The organism is Streptomyces sp. NPDC055099, assembly GCF_053607685.1.
The window spans coordinates 1-18902 of sequence record NZ_JBSGUA010000032.1 but is presented as its reverse complement, the minus strand read 5'-3'; the positions used below and the strand labels follow the sequence as shown (position 1 = coordinate 18902).

Genomic DNA, 18902 nt, shown 5'->3' with positions numbered 1-18902 from the left:
GGCCTACGGGCCGGTGCTGGCGGCCTGGCCGCACGGGCCGTTTTCCCTCTGCTGGCCCGCCGCGGACCTCGTCGGTGTTGCAGGGGATGGACCAGCGAACGTGTCCGAACCGAACGGATGCCTCTGCTGTGCAACCCACCTGGGTGGGTTGCACAGCAGAGGCATCCGTCACCCACCGGGCCTTGAGCCGGGTTCTACAGAGCAGTGCTGAGACGTTCGATCAAAACCCGTGCCGTCTCCTCACCACCGGTAACAGCCCCAGCCGTGACCGCTCCCGTGGCAATCGGCGCAAGGTAGCCCTTCAGGGCAGCCACAGCACGCCGGATCACGCCGCGGTCAGGCTCGGGCTGAACAACCTCGTTGAGGATCTCCTCCCCCGCCGCCGAGGCGTCTTCCCAGCTCTTCGTCAGATACACCGAGCGTGGGTAGCTGCCGGAGGGTGTCCTCCACGGCCTCGGTGATGGCCTCGAAGCCCGAGGCGATGGGCTTGCTCTGGTCCTGGGTCTGGCTCACGGAGCTGTTGCTCCACGCCAGTTGAGATCCACGGACGTCGCCGTGGATGACCGGCCCGTTGAAGACGTTCGTGTCACCGAAGGACGTATTGGGATCGGCCTGCACCCGGGTGGTGACCGGGTGCTTGTCTACCTCCCGTTGGATCTCTCCCATCATCTTCCGGATGCCCTGCTTGTCGATCTTGAATCCGCTGTTGCGAGCCATGGGGTGTCTCTGCCTTCCGGATCCTGCCCGACTCCGGCGCCGGAATCAGCTACATCGAACTGGAAGACAAAGCGCTTGAGCAACGCTGGCAACACCACCACCAAGAGCGCGCCGTGCTGCGACCGGTACTCAAACGGGTCAACCTCTCCGACCTACGACGGACGAACCAGCCCCACACCTCAATCCCCTAAACAGCTGCCACCAGGGCTGGCACCCTCGTTAGCCGTATTCAAGCGACTCCCGGCCGCCGAAGGAGACCGGCACCGTGTGCGCTTCGAGCTGCACGAAGCCGAGGTGCGCGTGCTGCCGGCTCTCATCTAAAGGATCTCTGAGTGGCGGCGTGGGCTCGACGGACAGCGTCTGAAAGGCCTGCCACGAACCATCAACCGGGCGCGAGGGCTGACGACTTGCTGTACGCGCCCTTATAGTCACGACAGCACATGGAGTCACGAGATCGTCCCGCGTCTTCCAGGGGGAATGTGTGGACCCGCAGATCGTCGCAGTGGCCGGTACCGCTGGCGCTGCCATTGTTTCGGCGATGGCTGCGGATGGCTGGCAGCATGCGCGGGACAGCGTAGTAGCGCTCTGGCAGCGGTTCCGACCTGATTCCGCCGAGTCGATTCATGAGAATTTCGAGGAGAACCGGAGGCTCCTCGTCGATTCTCTCCAAGCGGGTGATGAACATACACACGCCGCGCTCGTCGCCGCATGGAACGGGTACCTGCTCGGATTGCTCGTCGGTCAGCCTCAGGCTCTTGACGCCCTCAGGCAGCTTAACGCGGCTCTCGGGCAAGAAAACACCAACAGTGCTCATCCCTCTCTGAACATGACTGCCCATGCGAGTGGCAACGGGCAGGTGTTCCAGGCGGGGCGCGACCAGAGCATTACTCAGTCGTGAGCCCGCCCGGTCACGACGGAGAGGTGAACGAGTCCTGGTCGATGCGGGCCGACGCCTGCGACGAGTCCCAAGTACACCAGGCCGGGAGAGACCAGCACTTTGTCCAAAACCATTACCACTTCGACCCCGCGCCGCCTCGCTTCCACGAGACGGTGCAAGACAACGATGACGACGAAGATGAAGATGACGCGTACGTCTTCTACATGGGACCGTGGCACGTCCCCGTCACGATTCTGCTCTACCTGGTCGCCCCGGTGCCCTTGCTCGTAGGCGGCACCAGTCTGCAACTCCTCTTCGATGCCAAGCCCGGGCCTGCCATCTGGTGGGTCGTGGCATACACGGCATGCGCCATGCTCGGCAGCGTCGCCATCGAAGTCATTACGCTGAACAAGGCGCTCCTCCGCAGCCCGTGGAGCTTCAACACCGACACATATGTCAGGGCACTCCACGGACTGACCGCCGCTGGGCTCTTCATCTATTCCCTGATCCGATCCCCCGATGAAGCCGGAAGCATCGGACGCTTCGCCCTCTACTGTGCAGAGGTCCTGGGGCCGTTGTAACACCATCTCCGTGTCGTGCCAGAACTTCCACCAGCGCTGGAGCTCGGGGCCTTGCGCCAGGGATGACGTTCCATGCGCCTGCTCCCGTTTCCCGAACCGAACAGGGGCGGCCGAGCTGCTCCCGCGCTGGGATCGTTGCAGCTCACAGATGCGCAGCTCCAACCCTCTGAACTGCAGCCACCCAGTGCAGCGGACTCCCCATGGGCAACTTGGCAGCCCGTTACGAGGATGTCCTGGCACGGGTACGCCCCGTCGACGCGGCGCGTTCCCCTGATCCGCCGCCGGGAGCGACGCGGGCTGCACCCCTTCCCCCCAGGCAGACCACCGGGCTTGGCTTGCCGCTTCAATGGCGGCTTTACAGGGCGCCGGGCGTTGTCGAGCGGTCGCTCAGAGTGCGCAGGCTGACGCGGCTGCCGTCGGCGTCCTGGAGGTGCCATTCGTCCATGCCCTGGCAGGTCTTGGTGCCGCGGGCGACGGCGTCGGCCTCGTCGACCCGGCCGTAGGGGGTGCCGCCCGGTGGCGTTCAGGATGATGCCGCCGTTCTCGTCGATGGTGGCCCAGTGTTCGGTGCCCTTGTTCAGGGAAAGCAGTCACTTTCAACGGGTGCGCGCATGCCCGGTGCGGGTGGCCGCACGCTCCACACCCTCGACCGGCTACACCATTCGACGGGGACGCCATCCTCGCCCGTGGCTGGACCAGTTGGGCTCTTGCTATGTCGCCCCTCCCTGTCGACGATGCCACTAACATCCGCATACAGGGGGGGCGGGCGCTCATGCAAATTCGGCAGAGCAAGTGGGTCGGCTGGTGGCTGGGAGGTGTGGCGGCATTCATCGTGATCTTGGCTACTCCGTTCCTGCTGGAGTCGGTTGCGCCCAGCGGACACAACTGGGAACGGCTGAGCTCGATCAGCCAGACCTACAGCGCCGTATCTGTGATCTTCTCTGCAGCTGCCCTCCTTGGAGTTGTCGTGTCTATTCGCCATCAGTCGAAGCAGACAAGTATTGCCAATGAAGAAGCGCAGCGTGCGTGGCACCGGGAATTGGTGCTGTTCTTAGTGCAATACCCAGAACTGTTGCCAGCCACGGACGTACCTACTGTTCCCACTAGTGAGTTACAGAGTCGGCAGATGGTTATTAGCAACTTGTTCCTGGCTAGTTGGCGCTCCGACTACGTGCTCCATCGTGTCAACAGTCAGGGGCTTCGGGTCACACTCCGCCGCCACTTCCGAAGTGCGCTCGCCCGAGAGCATTGGGCGCGGGCGTCTGTAACGTGGAGGCAGAGCGCAGAAGCTGACGCCAACCCGCGATCACTGGGGTTCGTTGGTCTGGTGGATGAGCTGTATGCAGAGGCTGTTGCGGCTGCATCTGGGGGGTCCACTTGAGGTTTGCAACACCTTGCTGGATACCTAAAGGTGGTCCCATAGCTGAAGCGCTTGTGCGCCGGTTGTTACCACCCGGGGGGCGCGGTGAACTTCAGCGACGCCACGTTCACCGACGGCGAGGTGAACTTCGGTGACGCCAAGTTTTCCGACGGAACGGTGAAATTCGACCACGGCACGTTCTCCGGCAGCACGGTGAGCTTCGGCGAAGCCACGTTCTCCAACGGCAGGGTGTACTTCAGTGGCGCCACATTCTCGGGCGGCGCCGCGGTGCACTTCGACGACGCCACATTCTCCGATGGCACGGTGGACTTCAGCGGCGCCGCATTCTCCGGCGCTACGGTGCGCTTCGAACGAGCACAAGGCGCCGCTCCCTTGAATCTGGTGCCCCCCGCGGGGGCGCCCTTGCCGCCGGGCCTGCCCCTTCCAGCATCCTGGCTACCGTGACGCTCAAACAGGGGACGCCCCGACACCAGGAACACGGCGCCGCCTCGAAGACCCGGCACGAGCGCCAGGCTCGGTCGCATCGCGATCGGGCCCCGATCACGCGGTGCAGGAGCGAGGTGTACACAGATCTTCGGAGCCCAGCAAACGAAGCGCAAGACTGAGCGGCTTGCTGATCACCCCGCCCTACACGTCCACAACACGGCTCGCTGACGCGCTTTCAAATCCCAGGCGCACACGCCGCAGTGAAGCTGAAGTGGACGTCGAGACTCCCACAGCACGATCACTCAATGTGCCCCACACCCCCCATCCCCAGGGGCGAGATCCCGGGGCCATACGGCCGCCAGCCGCGGCGCCACACAGCGATATGGGCCACACAACCGACGGGCGGGCAGCCACCACTCCCCCCGCTAGCAGACGCCAGAAAGCCTCTCAAACAGCAGTGTCGGGCCTACCCGAGCAGGGCGTACACCGTCGAGGCGCGGGCCGCCGGGTCATCCGCGCCCTCCGCTGTCATGGCGATCTCGGCGAACGCCATGCGTCTGCCGAGCTTGGTGATCCTCGCGTCCACCAGCACATCGGCGCCGAGGACCGCGCGCTGGAAGGTGGTCGACTGCTGGATGGTGGTCATCGGCACAAAGCCGCCGCGTGCCGCCGAGACCGCGAGCACGGTGGCGGTGTCGGCGGCGGCCATGAGTGCCTGCCCGCAAAGCGCGCCGCCCTCTCGGGCCAGCCGGTCGGACCACGGCAGGCGGAGCACGGCGCGCAGTTCGGCCGTCTCCTGCACGGTCAGGCCCAGGTCGAGAACCCAGGGGGCGAAGTTGTCGGCGAGGATCTTTGCGGCTTCGGCCGGCGCAAGCGTCATGCGCCGATGATGGGGGCCCGCACCGGCCACGACAACTACGCCCGCCTACGGCCGTGCCCGCCCACGCCCGCGCCTGCCCCACCGCGACCACAAACCCCTGCTCCCGCACGATCCCGGTCCCCGTGCCTCAACCCGGGCGGGTCGAGCAAGGAAGGATCGCCGCCGCGCGGATCGGCGCCGGCCATCCGGACGCTGTGCAGCATCGGCCCAAAGACCTGAGTGAGTAGCTGAACAAAGGATGCGCACCTGTGAGAACCGCAGATCAGAGCCTTTAGAGGGCATCTGATCTAGGTAGTTGGTGTTCTGGGATGATTTTGTGACTGATGCTGTTGGCGGTCGTTGGATGAGGCGTGAGTGTGCGTCGTCCTTACCGCAGTGATGTGTCCGACGCCCGCTGGGCCTTGATTGAACCGATCTTCACCGCGTGGCGGGCAAGACGGACCGGACCCGGAACCGCAGCTCGGGTGCACGATCTGCGAGAGATCGTGAACGCGATCCTTTACGTCAACCGCACCGGCATCCCGTGGGAGTACCTGCCGCATAACTTCCCGCCGTACAAAACCGTCTACGACTACTACGCGAAGTGGGAAGCCGACGGCACCACCCAGCAGGTCCACGACCTATTACGCGACAAGACCCGCCGATTTCATGGCCGTCGTGCGGAGCCCACCGCGGCCGTGGTGGACGCGCAGAGCGTGAAGACCTCGGCAAACGTCGCCGAGGCGAGCCAGGGCATCGACGCCGGCAAGAAAATCAAAGGCCGCAAGCGGCACCTGATCACGGACACGCTCGGTCTGGTGCTGGCCGTCCTGGTCACCGCCGCGAACGTGCACGACACCACCGGCGGCAAGCTCCTCCTTGACGACCTGGCCGCGGCACATCCCAGCGTGACCAAGGTCTGGGCCGACGGCGGTTACCAGAACAGCATCCTCAACCACGGCGCCCGCCTGGGCATCGACGTTGAGGTAGTGCAGCGGCCACGGGCGAAAGGCTTCGAGCCACTGCCGAAACGGTGGGTGATCGAGCGGACCTTCGGTTGGCTGATGCAACACCGCCGCCTGGCACGGGACTACGAAGCCCTCCCGCAGAGATCCCGGACGATGATCCACTGGGTTATGGCTAACAAAATGTCCCGCGAACTGACCGGAGAATCCGTACCAACCTGGCGAATCGAAACAGACATCCCACTCACATCCGCATGAACACTGATCAGATGCTCTCTAAGCAGCGGTCCCTAGATGGGGGTGGCCACCAAGGTGCGGCAACTCGGCAGCAGCATGCCGATCGACGGCGCGCCTGCGCCGACGGTGCGCGCCGCCCTGCACACGGTCGGCACCCAGTTGCTCGCCCGCCTCCATGCCCACCCGCACCGGGTTCCCCGGTTGGAAAAGGAGGATCTGACCCGGCTGAGTCACCTGGCGGGTTCTTCGAGGCTCTCTACCGCACCGGCCGAAAACGGTTGAGCACGCTAGATCCGCGAAGCTCTGTGCGTACCCAGCGGTGCAGCTCAGCCTCGAACGCGCCGTGCCTGAGCATGGCACTGCAGGACCGCTGAGCATGACGGGACATCCAGATTCGGCCGTTCACCGGTGCTCTCCTGAGGTGACGCGCGACAGGACCCGCGAGACACACCACTTTTTCCCCCGTGCAACCACCATGCACAAAAGGTTGGTTGATGCAGGCGGTTGCTTTCTACCCTGCCGTCACTACTCCTGGAGAGCGTTCAGGTCAGGCCGGTTCCAGCCAACACCTGTGAAGATTCTTTGCTGTTCCTGTGGGCCATGTGATCAAGTTTCGGCGGCTGGGCGCGGAATGTGAGCGCTCGGCTACCAGGCGTGCGTCGAAACCTGCACGCCTACGCCAATAGTTGCTCCAGGGAGAGAACTTGAGACTCAGACGAGTCGCTTCGGTGGCCACCATGCTGACCATCATCGCTAGCGCAATCAATGGCACGACGGCCGCAGCAGACGAGACCAAGTCGTGGGAAGTGGTCACCCACAGCGAGATATCGCGTCCAAGCCTGAAGGGCGGCGTATCTCAGCCCCAGGCACAAGATTCGACGAGCGCTCCGCACGCAGGGCAGGCCCAGATACCGCAGGAGTCTCCCGCCGAGATTCTTGAGCGCGCCAAGGCGGCCAAGAAGTTCCGCGCGATGAGCGCACAGGCGATCAACAAGCAGAGGTCAGCCAGGGCCTACCCGCCTGTCAGCGCCGACGAGTGCCAGGAAGTCGAAGGCGCAGACCGCCCGGAAGGCATCGTTCTCGACCACAACTACTGGTGTCACACCGGCGACTACAAGTTGGCCACCATGGTCTGCACCACCACAGGATGCAAGGAGAAGAGCCACTTCCGCTATCGACTGAATACCCTGGGCACAGTCAAATCAGGGGCTCGCAGTGTCGCCTTCGTCTCCTCCATCAAGACCATATCGATCAGGGAGGGCGAGCCCGGGTTCAAGAACCGGGTCGTGACTCTCGACATGAAGTGCACCAAGTCGACCGGCTCGGCCTGCAAGGGCGACCCCCTGAACAAGCAGGGCCAGTCAATCAACAAGTGGTTGGCGTCGCCGTCCGCGTACTTCACGTTGTCCTCACCCGAGACCGGAAGCATCAACACGGACAAGGTCAGCTGGCACGAATTTGCGGCAACCTCCACCCTCGACGGAGGAGATACCAAGCCAGTCCCCACCGGCGCGAACAGCTTCCGCTGCGACTCGGCCACCTACGCTGGCACACACTCCGGCTGCGTCTACGACAAGACCACCGAGGTTTTCTACGACATGGACGTAGCTGACCCCGAGGTGAACGAGACAGCCCAGCACATCATCGACGCACAGACAGGCCGGGTCCCCACCTTCCCCGATTGGGCCGGGAAGACAGTGCCCGGATCAGCAACGAGCGGAAAGCCGCTGACCCGCGTCTTCCACGACAAGGCACAGCGCGATGCCAACCACCGCCAGGCCGTGAAGACGTGTAAGGAACACTTCGGCACTGACTACGCAAGCCGCGGCCTGGAATGTGACGAGTATCCGTTCCAGTCCACAACCCAGGGCGCGGCTTCAGGTGACAACAAATACTCTGCGCGCGCACTAGACGGTGGCGACAACGGGCGCGGCGGGACGAAGCTCGGCCAGTTCTACACCCGCCAGCGTGTGCTCGACGGCGACGCCTTCTACGTCCTGGTGGTCCAGTAGCCGCTGGCAGACCTGTCAACTAGGCTCCGCCGAAGTGTCGAGAACTCTCCGATGAAGGATGTTCAACGTGCCCTCACCTCACCTGCTCACCACTTTCGATGAGGCCAAGCCGCGCATCGAGTACCGGCAGTTCGCGCTCGTCGACGAGGGCGCCCTTCTCGACGTACCCAGCGGATGGCCAGACGTCGAAGACGTCGCGACGGGTGCCGGCCACGGTGTACTCCTACAGACCGGCGGAAACGACTTCTACCCTCTCGTTCGCCTCGAAGCCTGGTCAGCGGAGCCCGCCCAGGAGGCCGACGGACTGTGGGAAGTGCGCTCCGATGCTGATTTCATCAGCACCGCAGGCATCCTCTACCTGCGTGAGTGGGATGGCGGCCTCGTCGTCGGCCCCCTCGCCACCAAGATTCCCGGACCTCACCGCCTGAGGGCCTACTGCAAGGGTCGGGCCGCAGCACGAGCACTCATTGGTGAGGACATGTACTACGAAGGCATCGAGGAGTGGCTTCTGCAGGTGTGGCCCACCGGGTCTTGACCACCCAGCGCGCAACAATGCCTGACCTCGGAATGAGGACGGGTACAGGCACGCCAGCACCCCGGCACTTCATCCGCCGGGGTGCTGGCGTGAGCAGCCTCAGGCCCCCGGGATTAGCAGGGGCGGCAGCTTGCTCCTCCACCCCAGCGGACCGGACCCTCGACGGCCCCCGGCTACCTCGCCGAAGGCTTTAACTGAGTGGCCGGCCCTGCTCGGCTGGCGGCACCACCGCGCGCCCCAACATCCTGCCGACCGACGAACCGCCGCCCGGGGGGCGTTTGCCGGAGTTCACTCTCGTCTGTCCCGCACACGCGGGCCCTCGAATCCATCGCAAGTGCAGGCGGAAGAACAGTGTGGCCGGGGCAGGAGCCCCGGCCACACTGTTCCCGGGCCACGATCTATCCCTCCGTGGCCCGCCCAACTCCGAGGCAGCCTGAGATGTGCGGGGCCCTGAGTTCGTGGTCGCTCCGACCTCCGCACATCCGCCTCCCCCCTCTACTCACTTGGTCGATGCCGTGGCGCTTCGCGAGCGTCTCCTTTGAAGTTGATACAAAAGGAAGGCAAGTGCGGTCAGAGCTATCGACGCGGAGAGAAGGGCCACCCAGAACCCGGAAGCAGATGCCGCGAGATTAGCTGTGGCGATGGCTGACAGCACCATGCACGCGGGGCCAACGTGAGATGCCCCGAGTTTCGTAGAGTCCGGCGATCTTGTTTCAGGCGGACTGCGGGGTGGCTTCCTGTTGTCGCCACCAGTCGCGTTCGTACTCGGCGGGCGGGACGTAGTCGAGAGCGGAGTGGAGCCGTTCCTCGTTGTACCACGCGACCCACTGGAAGATCGCCCGCTCAACCTGGTCGAAGTCCCGCCATGGCCCCTGCATCTCGATCAGCTCGGCCTTGAAGGTGCCGTTGAGCGCCTCGGCCATCGCGTTGTCGTAGCTGTCCGCGACGGAGCCGACCGAGGCGGCGGCGCCGATGTCGGCGAGCCGGTCGGTGTACCGAATGGATACGTATTGTGAGCCGCGGTCGCTGTGGTGGATCAGGCCGGAGTCCTTCTTGATCCGGCGTCTCCACAGCGCCATCTCCAGGGCGTCCAGGGTGAGTTCGGTGCGCATGTGGTTCGCGACCTGCCAGCCGACGATCGTCCGGGAGAAGACGTCCAGGACGAACGCCACGTACACCCAGCCCGTCCAGGTGCGGACATAGGTCATGTCGGCCACCCAGAGCTGATCGGGCCGGCTCGCGGTGAAGTCACGGTCGACCAGGTCCGGCGGCCGGGGTGCCGACGGCTCCGGCACGGTGGTGCGGCGCCGCTGGCCGCGGATGACGCCTTCCAGGCCCAGCTCGGCCATCAGCCGCTCGACGGTGCAGCGGGCCACGTGGACGCCCTTGCGCCGCAGCGCGCGGGTGATCCGGCGGACGCCATAGGTGCCGCCGGACTCGGCATGGACCTGTTCGGTCAGCGGCATGAGCTGCTCGTCCCGCAGTCGGCGGGCCGACTTCGGCCGCTTCTTGCGCGCGTAGTACGCCGACTCGGACAGCCCCGGCACCCGGCAGGCGAACCCGACCCCGAGGCCCTTGTCCCTGAGGTGCTCGATCACCTGGTCGGCCTCGTCCGGGGACGGTCGAGTTCCGCCGCAAAAAATGCGCTCGCGGCCTTCAGAATCTCGTTCGCCCGCCTCAACTCCGCGTTCTCCCGGCGGAGTTGTTTCAGCTCGTCCCGCTCTGCGGTGGTCAGCCGGTCGTCGCGTTCGCCGGTGTCCGCCTCGGCTTGGCGGACCCAGCCGCGCAGGGCCTCCTTGTGGATGCCCAGGTCCTTCGCGACATGCGCGATCGGACGGCCGGTGGTGCGGACCTCGCGGACGGCCCGCTCGCGGAGCTCGTCCGGGTACTTACGTGGTGCTGGCACTGCTCGTGGTTCTCCTTCGGGCCAGGATCATAAGCCTGACTTCAGGGCTCCACGAAACCGGGGTCAGCTCAGTACAGCGGTCAGATCGTTCCGGGGCTCGTGCAGACCAAGCGCTACGCCCGCGCGCAGTTCGAGGCCCACAACCCCAAGGCGAGCCAGGCCGAGATCGATGAACTGGTCACCGCTCGCATGACGCGACAAGCGCTGTTGGGCGGCAGCGATGCGCCAGATCATTCACTGATCCTGGACGAGGCAGTGATCCGGCGTCCGTTCGGGAGTCCTGCGGTGATGCGCGAGCAACTGTCCAGACTCATCGATATCGCCGCAACGACGAGCATCATCCAGGTCCTGCCGTTCTCCAGCGGGGCCCACGGCCTTGTCGGGGGCTCGTTGACCCTGATGACCCTGGCCGACGGGGCGCAGATCGCCTACGAGGAGAGCATCTCAACGGGAACGCTGCTGGAAGACAAAGCTATCGTCATCGAACGCCAGCGTGCCTACGATCGGATCAGGGCGGATGCCCTGTCGCGCGAGAAGACGGCGACGTTCATCAGGCACGCAATGGAGGCACTACCGTCATGAGCAGCACCCCAGACCGCGCCCCCCTGGCGTGGGTGAAGTCCTCATACAGCGGCAACGGGGGTGGCAACTGCCTTCAGTGGGCAAAGAGCCACGCTCTGACTCACGGGGTCGTTGCCGTCAGGGACAGCAAGGTTCCCAACGGCGGAACCCTCTTGGTCTCACCAGCGTCATGGGGCGCCTTCATCGGCGCTGTCAGCGCCGATGAAGCCCCGGCCATCTGACCGGCAAGGCAGACAAGCCCTCGCCCAGGCAGGGGGCTTGCCCCAGCCCTGCCACCGAACCCGCGCCGCCGCACGTTCACCAAAGCGGTCGTTGACACATAGGGAATCAGTGGCTGAGGAGTACAGCAAATGAGCACTGGACCAGACCTCACAGCGGCCGCGTGGCGGAAGTCGTCATACAGCAACGGCGAGGGCGGCGCCTGCGTTGAGGTTGCAGACGGATACAGCGGCGTCGTCCCCGTCCGGGACAGCAAAACACCCCACGGGCCCGCACTGGTCGTACCCGACCACGACTGGAACACCTTCACCAACTGGATCAAGGCCTGACCCCCACGCACGAGGAAGCCCCCGCCTTGGCGGGGGCTCTTCTGTATCCCGCCCCACACCCTCCTCGAAAGCTTCACCCTCACCGACCACGGGGCCGCACATGCCACACAGGAGCGGCGGGCCATGAGATGAACCGATCAGATCACCGCTCGACGGAGGGGGGAGCGGCCGCTCGACGCGCACCAGCCGCGGCCGCCCCTTCCCAGCCCTGCACCAGGCCTGCACCAGCCCGGTCAGACGCTCCCCGTATACGGCAACGATCCAGCCGCAAGTCCCGCCAGCACAGAACGGGCAACCCATCGCACAGGGGTTCAGAGCACCCCCGCAGTCACTGACAAAGGGCCGCGAACACGTTGAACGCACTGGCGATACACAGCTCCCGGCCAAGTTCGTGAAACCCCCTGCTGACCCCGGCCGTGCCCGGCAGGATATGTGCATGCCATCCAGGATCACATTCAGTGGCGCCGAGAAGGACATGACCCTCGACGAGCTCGAGGACGCCATCCAGCACGCGCGCAACGCCGGGGCCAAGGGAAACCGCTATGTGTACGCGACCCTCAGCACCAGCGGGAAGATTAAAGAAGTAGGCGTGGACACCGGCGACGACGCCGACTACTAAAGCGCCCGGCGCCACGGGCCCCGGCCACCGGACCTGTCAGCCGGGGCCGAAGCCGCAGGAGCGGCATGAGCAGGCTGCCGCACACGCAGAGGCCGCCGACCCTATGGACTACTTCTGGGGTGTTTGACGGCGTACGGCGAGATCTGCGGACCATCCGGCCTTGCGCAGCGGCGCGGTGGCGTTGATGACGTCACTGAGCGCCGTGTGGACGACGTGCAGTTGTGCGCTCGTGCGCTCGGTGACGGCCAGCGGGGCGATCGCGCTGCGGTGCAGGCGTGCAGCCTTGTGATGGAACAGGCCCAGTTCGCGGGCCAGAGCCAGCACAGACAGTTGCGGATCGGTGGAAATGTAGTAGCGGCCCAGCGCGTACAGGAAGCACTCGCCGGCGATGGGGCACATCTCGTCCCGGTCCCAGACCTTGGCCACCTGGAACTGGTGCGGACTCATACGCTCCAGCGCGTCAATGTGGGGAAGACCGTCCTCGCCCGCAGCCTTGACCAGGTCCCACAGTTCCATGCCCACATCGGCCGGTGAGCGGCGCGGAAAGTTCACGGCAGGCCACTTCCCTCGTCGCCCAGCAGACGGGCCAGGGCGTCGTCCATGTCGGCGTGACCGGTGGTGATCGCGTGTTCGCACCAGTCGCACACCGCACGAACCTTCGCCAGGCTGTCCAGGACCGCCTCGTGATGTTCGGTCGTCAACAGCTCTTCCTGCACGGTGACGACGGCGTTTTGCATCCCGACACAAAAGCCCGTGCACTGCCCCAGGATGCGCAGCACCGCGGTAGGCGTCTGCTGAAACTGGATCGTAGGACCGAGGTGTGGAGACTCGGACTGAGGTGCTGGGTGCGGGCTTGTTTCCGGCTCTGGCCTGCGGGTTTGCGTCTCGAGACGGTGAGCGAGATCTCGCTGGGCGTCCCGGATCGTCTGCCGGAAGCCGGGGCTCTGCATGGCCTTGTTGATGACCTCTGTGCGGTCGACCAGCTGCATGACCGCCTCGGCAGCCTCGTCGGTGACGCGCAACAGCCGTTTGGCCTGACCGACCCGTTCGCCGGGGGTGCGGGGGGTGTCAGGAAGGGAGTCCCGGGCGCGGTTAGCGGCATCGCCGGTCCAATGGCCATGGCCGGCCGGGTCGAGCTCGTCGCCGGGCTCCTTACGGATCAGGGTGAATCGGTTCGCCACTGCGGCCAGCCTTTGATGAACGCTCCAGGGGACATCCTCCCGGCGCATCTCGGCGGGCCACGCCCTCGCCACAGCCCGGTACGTGTTCAGGCTGCTACGAGTGGAGCGGATCTGCGCCGCGAACAGGGTGAGCGTCGCTTCGACCTCGCCGTGGCCCTTCGGGTTCGCGTCGATGATCTCGTTGAGGAGGTCACCGAGCTCGAAGTTGCTGGCACTCTTCGAGCGCATGATGCGCCGTCCTTGCTTGACGTACTCCCACCACTGCTCACGGGTATAGCCCTGGGGGACTTCCAGCTTGCTCATAGCAGACTCCGGCCTTTGTGGATCGGCTGATGCCCTCACGTCCCAGGCGGCCCAGTGCCACGCGTGACTCCAGCCCGGCAGCTTCTGCCTGCAGCATCACACCGACGGCAACCCTGCGGCAGGCGCAAAGCCTGACGCACCGGGAGGAGCAGAAGCTCCCGGTGCACGTCGGCGCAGCGAAGAGCGACCGGTATCGGGCAACGGCGCACGGCACTGCGCGTGCACGCCAGGTGAGTGCACCGATGCACCACACCATTGCCGGGGCTCTACACGCGGCAGCGCACGCAGTGGGAAGTGGCGGCCGTGTGCCGGCAGGGGCAACGTCACAATGAGGAACACCACGGCAACGGGTGCGGTCTGCACGGGCAGAAGCTCGCCCGGGAGCAACCCTGCGGCAACAACAAGGTTGGCAGGTCTGCCCGTTGCCTCTGCCCTGCACACCCGCGATGCTCAAAGACAGCTGACCACACGTCCGTTGCCGTCAAGGCCCGGCCAGCAGCCCGGAAAGGGGATTGCCGCCCATGACGGATCCACTGGCCCAGCAACCGCACACTGCCTGGAAACCGCTTCTCGACAACGGCCTGGCCACCGTCCCAGACATTTACCTGCAGCGCTACCGGCAAACCCGGGAGAGCCTGCACTACTGCGCCGATGTCATCTGGGGAAATCTGCAGACGCCTCTCCCCCACAACCAGCCGCTGGCTCCCTCGACACGCGGCCCAAAACCTTCCTCGGCATGCAAGCATCCTTAAATGGACGCTTCTGTACTGGGCGCGTTGATCGGGCTGAGTGGCGCGAGCGTAGGTGCCGGTGCCGCCTTCGCTGGGATTGTCTACCAGCAGCACCACACAGAGCGCATGTCCTCTCTCTCCCGGACACGAACCGAGTCCACCGCAGCAGCAGAGCGACTCCTGGCTGAACTCCTCTCTGCGCAACAAGCTTTGCGGCGAGGTAAGCACAGAGATGCAGAAGATGGGCGGAACGACTATGTCGCACTCAGTGAGCACCACCACGCCACGATCCAAATACACTCACAGTGGCTACCGGACGCGGACCTGAGAACACGCCTGCGAGACAATGCCTTGTACACCTTCGTCGGTCCACCCGACGATGCACGTAGCGATACAGAACGCCGTGTCGATGGTATGGCCCTGTGTGCGGACTCCATCGCCTGTCTCGGAGCATTCTTGCGGTCCGAGGCACTACCGGAACGACCTGCCGAAGCCGAGCAAGTCATCGCTCGCTGGCCCCAGGGGCAAAGCGCACACACATTCATCATGACGCCTCCCCAGGTAAATTCCGACATCCGGGCGGACCCCTAGATCGGAGGCTGCCTGGCCCGCGGGCAGTGCAGCTTGGAAGCAGCCGCCTCCGCGCCAAGCCGCACGCACTGTGCCCCGGCGGCAGCGGCGCAATATGAGCAGGGTTGCGCGAGGACGTCGACATCCTCAAGCGGGCCACGGCTTTCTTCGCGAAGGAGACCCGGTGACGGTGCACCCGTTCATCGAGGCGGAGAAGCAGGACGGTCACAACGTCAAGCGCGCATGTGAACTGCTCAAGGTCTCCCGCACCGCCTTCTACGCCCGCCGCAGCGGCAAGCCCGGTCCCCGCGCCGTCCAGGACGAAGAGCTGACCCAGCAGATCGCCGCCGTCCATGGGCGTTCTCGCGGAACCTATGGAGCCCCGCGCGTCCATGCTGTGCTCAAACGCGAAGGTGCCGGCTGCGGCCGCCGCCGGGTTGCCCGGCTGATGCGGGCGGCTGTACTGGAAGGTCGGCAACGCAGACGACGGCACTTGACCACGATTCCTGATGCACGAGCCGCCCTCCAGCCCGACCTCGTGCTCCGCAGCTTCACTCCCGACACCGCGGGACTCGACACCCGCTGGTGCGGCGACATCACCTACGTCCCGACCGACGAGACTTGCTCTATCTGGCCACGGTCATCGACATCGCCTCGCGGCGGGTAGTCGGATGGGCCACCGCCGATCATCTGCGGACCGACCTGGTCGCCGAGGCTCTGCGATCTGCCTGCCAGCAGCGTCGCCCTGCCCAACCGGTGATCTTCCACTCGGATCGCGGCTGCCAATACACCAGTGAGCAATTCGCCGTCCTGGCAGCTGAATTGGGCGTCCGTCTATCAGTCGGACGCACCGGGCAATGCTGGGACAACGCCCTCGCCGAGTCCTTCTTCGCCACCATCAAACGCGAGTTGCTCGACACCGTCGCCTGGCCCAGCCGGGCCTCTGCCCGCACCGCGATCTTCGACTTCATCGAGAGCTGGTACAACTTGCACCGCCTGCACAGCAGCCTCGGATACCGCAGCCCCGCCGACTACGAGACCGCTCTCCTAGCCTGACCACCACACTGAAGGTGTCCGTCAAAGCGGAACAAGCTCAACAGGTGGTGCGGTGAGGCGCAGGCGTTCGGCTTGTACCGAGGAGAGAGCGGGTCGTCGGTCGGTATAGAGGCACCCCTCACACGCTCCCCGGCGACCGCTTCCTTCACACCTACGCCGAGCTCGTACCCACTCTCCGGCCATTGCCGATCTCGTCACTCGGTGGCAGCCCGCCCCGGTACTTCCGCCAGACAGACCAGCCGTCGTCCACTCACACACAGACCGCATCCGCTCTCGGGTCAGCCGGCCGGGCTCAGGGCTTGGCGGGGCCCGGGCCAGTGTCGCAATCGCCGTCGATGTGCTCCCTCGCATCTGCGGGGAGCAGTAGCGGGTTGTTGCGGGCGCCGGGGGCATCCGGTGATTCCGTTCCCTGCACCGAGCTCTTCTTCCTCTTGCGCGTCCATGCCACGGCCGCAGCAGCGACCGCGGCGGTGATGAGCTGCGCGGGCAACTGCGTCAGGACTCCCTCGACCACCAGGTCGAGGGCGTGCTGCAGGTAGGTATTCACCGGCTGGTTCTCCTGCTCGATGCTGAAAGCCCGGCGGAAGCGGGCTGTTTGACGCTGCCACGCTCGCCGGGTACAGCAGGGCCGGTCTACTTGTTCGGGTCCCGAGCCGGACAAGCCCGGATAAGGTCGGAGTAGTTCGGAAGACCCGGGGGGCGGAGTGGGGCGTCGGACACGTCCATGGGGGCGATTGAAGGGTCCGTGCGCTGAGGACAACGCTGTGGCCACCCTGCTGAGGCAGTGGCTGGACGGTGCAGGCCTGCGTGTGGATGACCTTCACAGTCGGCTGACGCAGGATCACTTCGCGGACGGGGTGGTTCCGGGGCGCAGCACACTGTCCGACCGGTTGGCAGGCGTAGCCCTTCGGCAGGATTTCATCGAAGCTGTCGCGGATATCTGTTCGTCCAGCGACGCGGCCCAGCAAGGGCTGCTCCAGGCGGTGCAAGATGCCCGGCAGCAGGCGCGCACTACAGGCCCTGCCCCGTCGGGATCTATCGACGCCGAGCTGGTGAGGGTGCAACAGCGATCGCTGGAGGCCTCGGACCGGCTCGTACGGGCTCTGGAGCGCCAGCAGCAGCTGGAGCATGAACGCAACGACGCCAACCAGATGGTTCTCATCCTTCTGGCCATGGTGGACAAGCTGCAGCGCGACATCACCACACTGAACAGGGAACGCGACCGCCTTCGGGTTTCCAACCCTGCACACGAAGACGTGCAGCAGGCCTACGAACGTCTGGCCAGAAGCGAGCAGCAGCGCGACACAGCCGAAGCGGGACTGGCCCGGGCCAAGGCCGAGCGTCAGAAGGCAGACCAGCTTGCCGAGGAAGCCGCTGAACAAGTCCGGCTACTCACCGAGGAACTCGAACGACTCCGCGGTGAAGTACCCGATGCCACCACTACCGCAAGAGCGGAACCGGCGATGCCGGCAGTACAGGCATCGGTGGGTGTCGAAGCCGACGACATTGATTTGGCTCTCTCCAAGGCTGCCCGCCATCTGGACGACCGAGCCGAACGCCTCGACCAGCTCGCCAGCGAACTGCACCTGGACAACCCGCCGGACAACTCGCCCACCTCCACGCATGCGCCGGACAACTCGCAGATGTCCGGACCGGATCCGGACAACCCGCCCCTGACCCCCGAGCAGGTCGTCGACGAGGTCCGGGCGCTGCTGGCTGAAGACGGAACCGACGACGTGGAGGGCCTGCTGGATCTGGCCGGGCAGAACCTCCCCGTGACCGAGCTGTTGCGAGCAGCCGCCATGCTGCGCGCCAGCAACCTTCCCCGTGCGGTATTCCAGCTGCTTGACGCCGCGGCAGGCAGGACCCGGCCGGTAGAGATGCCAGCCCTGATCAGCGCGCTCCGTACCCAGAGCCAGGACGCTGTGCTGTATCAGCTTCTGCAGCAGGTGGCGCGGCGCTGGTCGGCGTCGGCCCTCACCGAGGTCGTCATCTCGCTGCGCAAACAAGCCCAGGAGGCCGACGCCTACCAGATGCTCAGCGCCGTGGGCCGGGACGGTCCGCCTGCGGAGGTGGTAAAAGTCCTGGCTCGTGTACCGGACCACGATGCCGACTGGGTGGTGGACGCAGCCTGCCGGGATCGCCCGCTCGATGAACTGCCTGCCCTTGGAGAGGCTCTCAGCGACCTCAGAATGGCGGACGCGGCCAAAGTCACTGCGGCACACGAGCTCCGCATGACCACTGCGTCCCGGGAGGCTCCACTCGCTCCGATCCCGCTCCCCGCGCCTTTGCTGGAGGGCGACGATGACGAGGACGAGGTTCAGATCCCCTTCCCCCTGGTGCGGCCGTATGCGTTGGCGGGCGGCGACGCGCGGCGACCGACCTACAGGTTTCCTCCCGAGACGGTCGTACGCACCACTGCCACCCCTGACCAGCTCAACGGCCTCCTACCGGAGCAGCGCCGCATCTGTGACCTCTGCCGCAACCCCCACGACATCACCGCCGTCGCCGACCGTCTGAGCATCCCTCTCGGAGTCGCCCTCCTCCTCGTTGCGGACCTCGCAGAAGCCGGCCTGGTTGACTTTGATAAGGAAACGGCGGCTGCCAACCCTTCGAAGATGCGGCTCGCCCCGCTGACGGCCGAAGTGAGCGACCCCGGGCCGACGGGGGTCCAGCCAGCCGTACAGGCAGATGCAGGGCAAGGCGAACCCTGGCGTGCTAAGTGGCTGTTGTCATTCCGATCTTGAGGGGAGTGCGTCGAACGGGAGTCTCGATCGGGTGGTTGCCGCTGGCCGTGGGCATGAAGGCAGGGCCTC

Annotated in this window: 21 protein-coding genes; 15 read left to right on the top strand and 6 right to left on the bottom strand. The window is 65.4% G+C overall.

The window, feature by feature from the left end:
* Positions 1–336 precede the first annotated feature (336 nt).
* A complete protein-coding gene (locus ACWFRU_RS39820; protein WP_453693334.1) occupies positions 337–717 on the bottom strand; it encodes a hypothetical protein in 381 nt (126 codons plus the stop codon).
* Positions 718–1198: 481 nt separating this feature from the next.
* On the opposite strand from ACWFRU_RS39820, the gene ACWFRU_RS39815 reads away from it, so the two are divergent.
* The 4 genes from ACWFRU_RS39815 to ACWFRU_RS39800 all read left to right on the top strand — a co-directional run bounded on the left by ACWFRU_RS39815 (position 1199) and on the right by ACWFRU_RS39800 (position 4000).
* Positions 1199–1615, top strand: a complete 417-nt coding sequence (locus tag ACWFRU_RS39815; protein WP_453693332.1) for a hypothetical protein — start codon at positions 1199–1201, stop codon at positions 1613–1615.
* A 23-nt stretch (positions 1616–1638) separates the two neighbouring features.
* Positions 1639–2175, top strand: coding sequence for a hypothetical protein (locus ACWFRU_RS39810; RefSeq protein WP_453693330.1), 537 nt, complete (start codon positions 1639–1641; stop codon positions 2173–2175).
* 712 nt (positions 2176–2887) lie between these two features.
* Positions 2888–3556 carry a DUF6082 family protein gene (locus ACWFRU_RS39805; protein ID WP_453693328.1) on the top strand — a complete coding sequence of 223 codons (669 nt, stop codon included), beginning with the start codon at positions 2888–2890 and terminating at the stop codon, positions 3554–3556.
* 84 nt (positions 3557–3640) lie between these two features.
* Positions 3641–4000 (top strand): hypothetical protein, encoded by a 360-nt coding sequence (locus tag ACWFRU_RS39800; protein WP_453693326.1) that lies wholly within the window; start codon positions 3641–3643, stop codon positions 3998–4000.
* Positions 4001–4448: 448 nt separating this feature from the next.
* On the opposite strand, the gene ACWFRU_RS39795 is transcribed toward ACWFRU_RS39800, so the two are convergent.
* The gene (locus ACWFRU_RS39795) at positions 4449–4862 is read right to left on the bottom strand and encodes a PaaI family thioesterase (protein ID WP_453693324.1); all 414 of its coding nucleotides are present in this window, start codon (positions 4860–4862) and stop codon (positions 4449–4451) included.
* A 350-nt stretch (positions 4863–5212) separates the two neighbouring features.
* Here ACWFRU_RS39795 and ACWFRU_RS39790 point away from each other — a divergent pair, with 350 nt between their 5' ends.
* The 4 genes from ACWFRU_RS39790 (at position 5213) to ACWFRU_RS39775 (ending at position 8590) form a co-directional block, all read left to right on the top strand.
* A complete protein-coding gene (locus ACWFRU_RS39790) occupies positions 5213–6064 on the top strand; it encodes an IS5 family transposase (protein WP_453693322.1) in 852 nt (283 codons plus the stop codon).
* 42 nt (positions 6065–6106) lie between these two features.
* The gene (locus ACWFRU_RS39785; protein WP_453693320.1) at positions 6107–6325 is read left to right on the top strand and encodes a hypothetical protein; all 219 of its coding nucleotides are present in this window, start codon (positions 6107–6109) and stop codon (positions 6323–6325) included.
* A 455-nt stretch (positions 6326–6780) separates the two neighbouring features.
* The gene (locus ACWFRU_RS39780; protein ID WP_453693318.1) at positions 6781–8055 is read left to right on the top strand and encodes a NucA/NucB deoxyribonuclease domain-containing protein; all 1275 of its coding nucleotides are present in this window, start codon (positions 6781–6783) and stop codon (positions 8053–8055) included.
* A gap of 58 nt (positions 8056–8113) precedes the next feature.
* The gene (locus tag ACWFRU_RS39775; RefSeq protein WP_453693316.1) at positions 8114–8590 is read left to right on the top strand and encodes a hypothetical protein; all 477 of its coding nucleotides are present in this window, start codon (positions 8114–8116) and stop codon (positions 8588–8590) included.
* A 713-nt stretch (positions 8591–9303) separates the two neighbouring features.
* Here the strand turns inward: ACWFRU_RS39775 and ACWFRU_RS39770 are convergent.
* Positions 9304–10496 (bottom strand): IS3 family transposase gene (locus tag ACWFRU_RS39770; RefSeq protein WP_453693314.1). Its coding sequence is split into 2 segments (ribosomal slippage): positions 9304–10226 and positions 10226–10496, totalling 1194 coding nucleotides; the frame shifts between segments, so codons are not numbered across the junction.
* 99 nt (positions 10497–10595) lie between these two features.
* Here ACWFRU_RS39770 and ACWFRU_RS39765 point away from each other — a divergent pair.
* The 4 genes from ACWFRU_RS39765 to ACWFRU_RS39750 all read left to right on the top strand — a co-directional run bounded on the left by ACWFRU_RS39765 (position 10596) and on the right by ACWFRU_RS39750 (position 12245).
* A complete protein-coding gene (locus tag ACWFRU_RS39765) occupies positions 10596–11078 on the top strand; it encodes a DUF5753 domain-containing protein (protein ID WP_453693312.1) in 483 nt (160 codons plus the stop codon).
* Positions 11075–11299, top strand: a complete 225-nt coding sequence (locus tag ACWFRU_RS39760) for a DUF397 domain-containing protein (protein WP_453693310.1) — start codon at positions 11075–11077, stop codon at positions 11297–11299. Before ACWFRU_RS39765 ends, ACWFRU_RS39760 begins: the two co-directional genes overlap by 4 nt.
* Before the next feature lie 129 nt (positions 11300–11428).
* Positions 11429–11626, top strand: a complete 198-nt coding sequence (locus tag ACWFRU_RS39755; RefSeq protein WP_453693308.1) for a DUF397 domain-containing protein — start codon at positions 11429–11431, stop codon at positions 11624–11626.
* A gap of 436 nt (positions 11627–12062) precedes the next feature.
* Positions 12063–12245: a hypothetical protein gene (locus tag ACWFRU_RS39750; RefSeq protein WP_453693306.1), complete on the top strand. Its 183-nt coding sequence runs from the start codon at positions 12063–12065 to the stop codon at positions 12243–12245.
* Between the two features lie 108 nt (positions 12246–12353).
* Here ACWFRU_RS39750 and ACWFRU_RS39745 read toward each other — a convergent pair whose 3' ends face one another.
* Complete coding sequence (locus ACWFRU_RS39745) at positions 12354–12761, bottom strand: hypothetical protein (protein WP_453693304.1); 408 nt, start codon at positions 12759–12761, stop codon at positions 12354–12356.
* Positions 12762–12793: 32 nt separating this feature from the next.
* The gene (locus tag ACWFRU_RS39740; protein WP_453693302.1) at positions 12794–13729 is read right to left on the bottom strand and encodes a DUF6192 family protein; all 936 of its coding nucleotides are present in this window, start codon (positions 13727–13729) and stop codon (positions 12794–12796) included.
* A gap of 1485 nt (positions 13730–15214) precedes the next feature.
* On the opposite strand from ACWFRU_RS39740, the gene ACWFRU_RS39735 reads away from it, so the two are divergent.
* Entirely contained in the window at positions 15215–15697 is a 483-nt protein-coding gene (locus ACWFRU_RS39735; protein WP_453693300.1) for an IS3 family transposase, read from the top strand.
* Positions 15652–16086 (top strand): IS3 family transposase, encoded by a 435-nt coding sequence (locus ACWFRU_RS39730; RefSeq protein ID WP_453693298.1) that lies wholly within the window; start codon positions 15652–15654, stop codon positions 16084–16086. Before ACWFRU_RS39735 ends, ACWFRU_RS39730 begins: the two co-directional genes overlap by 46 nt.
* 292 nt (positions 16087–16378) lie before the next feature.
* Here the strand turns inward: ACWFRU_RS39730 and ACWFRU_RS39725 are convergent, their stop codons facing one another.
* Entirely contained in the window at positions 16379–16633 is a 255-nt protein-coding gene (locus tag ACWFRU_RS39725; RefSeq protein WP_453693296.1) for a hypothetical protein, read from the bottom strand.
* 217 nt (positions 16634–16850) lie between these two features.
* Between ACWFRU_RS39725 and ACWFRU_RS39720 the strand changes: the two genes are divergently transcribed.
* Entirely contained in the window at positions 16851–18833 is a 1983-nt protein-coding gene (locus tag ACWFRU_RS39720) for a DUF742 domain-containing protein (RefSeq protein WP_453693294.1), read from the top strand.
* The last annotated feature ends 69 nt before the right edge of the window (positions 18834–18902 follow it).

What these genes read in the sequence shown, in the direction of transcription:
- ACWFRU_RS39780 (WP_453693318.1), top strand. Translation starts at nt 6,781, where the DNA reads ATGCTGACCATCATCGCTAGCGCAATCAATGGCACGACGGCCGCAGCA.
- ACWFRU_RS39820 (WP_453693334.1), bottom strand. Translation starts at nt 717, where the DNA reads ATGGCTCGCAACAGCGGATTCAAGATCGACAAGCAGGGCATCCGGAAG.
- ACWFRU_RS39740 (WP_453693302.1), bottom strand. Translation starts at nt 13,729, where the DNA reads ATGAGCAAGCTGGAAGTCCCCCAGGGCTATACCCGTGAGCAGTGGTGG.
- ACWFRU_RS39795 (WP_453693324.1), bottom strand. Translation starts at nt 4,862, where the DNA reads ATGACGCTTGCGCCGGCCGAAGCCGCAAAGATCCTCGCCGACAACTTC.
- ACWFRU_RS39750 (WP_453693306.1), top strand. Translation starts at nt 12,063, where the DNA reads ATGCCATCCAGGATCACATTCAGTGGCGCCGAGAAGGACATGACCCTC.
- ACWFRU_RS39760 (WP_453693310.1), top strand. Translation starts at nt 11,075, where the DNA reads ATGAGCAGCACCCCAGACCGCGCCCCCCTGGCGTGGGTGAAGTCCTCA.
- ACWFRU_RS39775 (WP_453693316.1), top strand. Translation starts at nt 8,114, where the DNA reads ATGTTCAACGTGCCCTCACCTCACCTGCTCACCACTTTCGATGAGGCC.
- ACWFRU_RS39805 (WP_453693328.1), top strand. Translation starts at nt 2,888, where the DNA reads ATGTCGCCCCTCCCTGTCGACGATGCCACTAACATCCGCATACAGGGG.
- ACWFRU_RS39755 (WP_453693308.1), top strand. Translation starts at nt 11,429, where the DNA reads ATGAGCACTGGACCAGACCTCACAGCGGCCGCGTGGCGGAAGTCGTCA.
- ACWFRU_RS39745 (WP_453693304.1), bottom strand. Translation starts at nt 12,761, where the DNA reads ATGGAACTGTGGGACCTGGTCAAGGCTGCGGGCGAGGACGGTCTTCCC.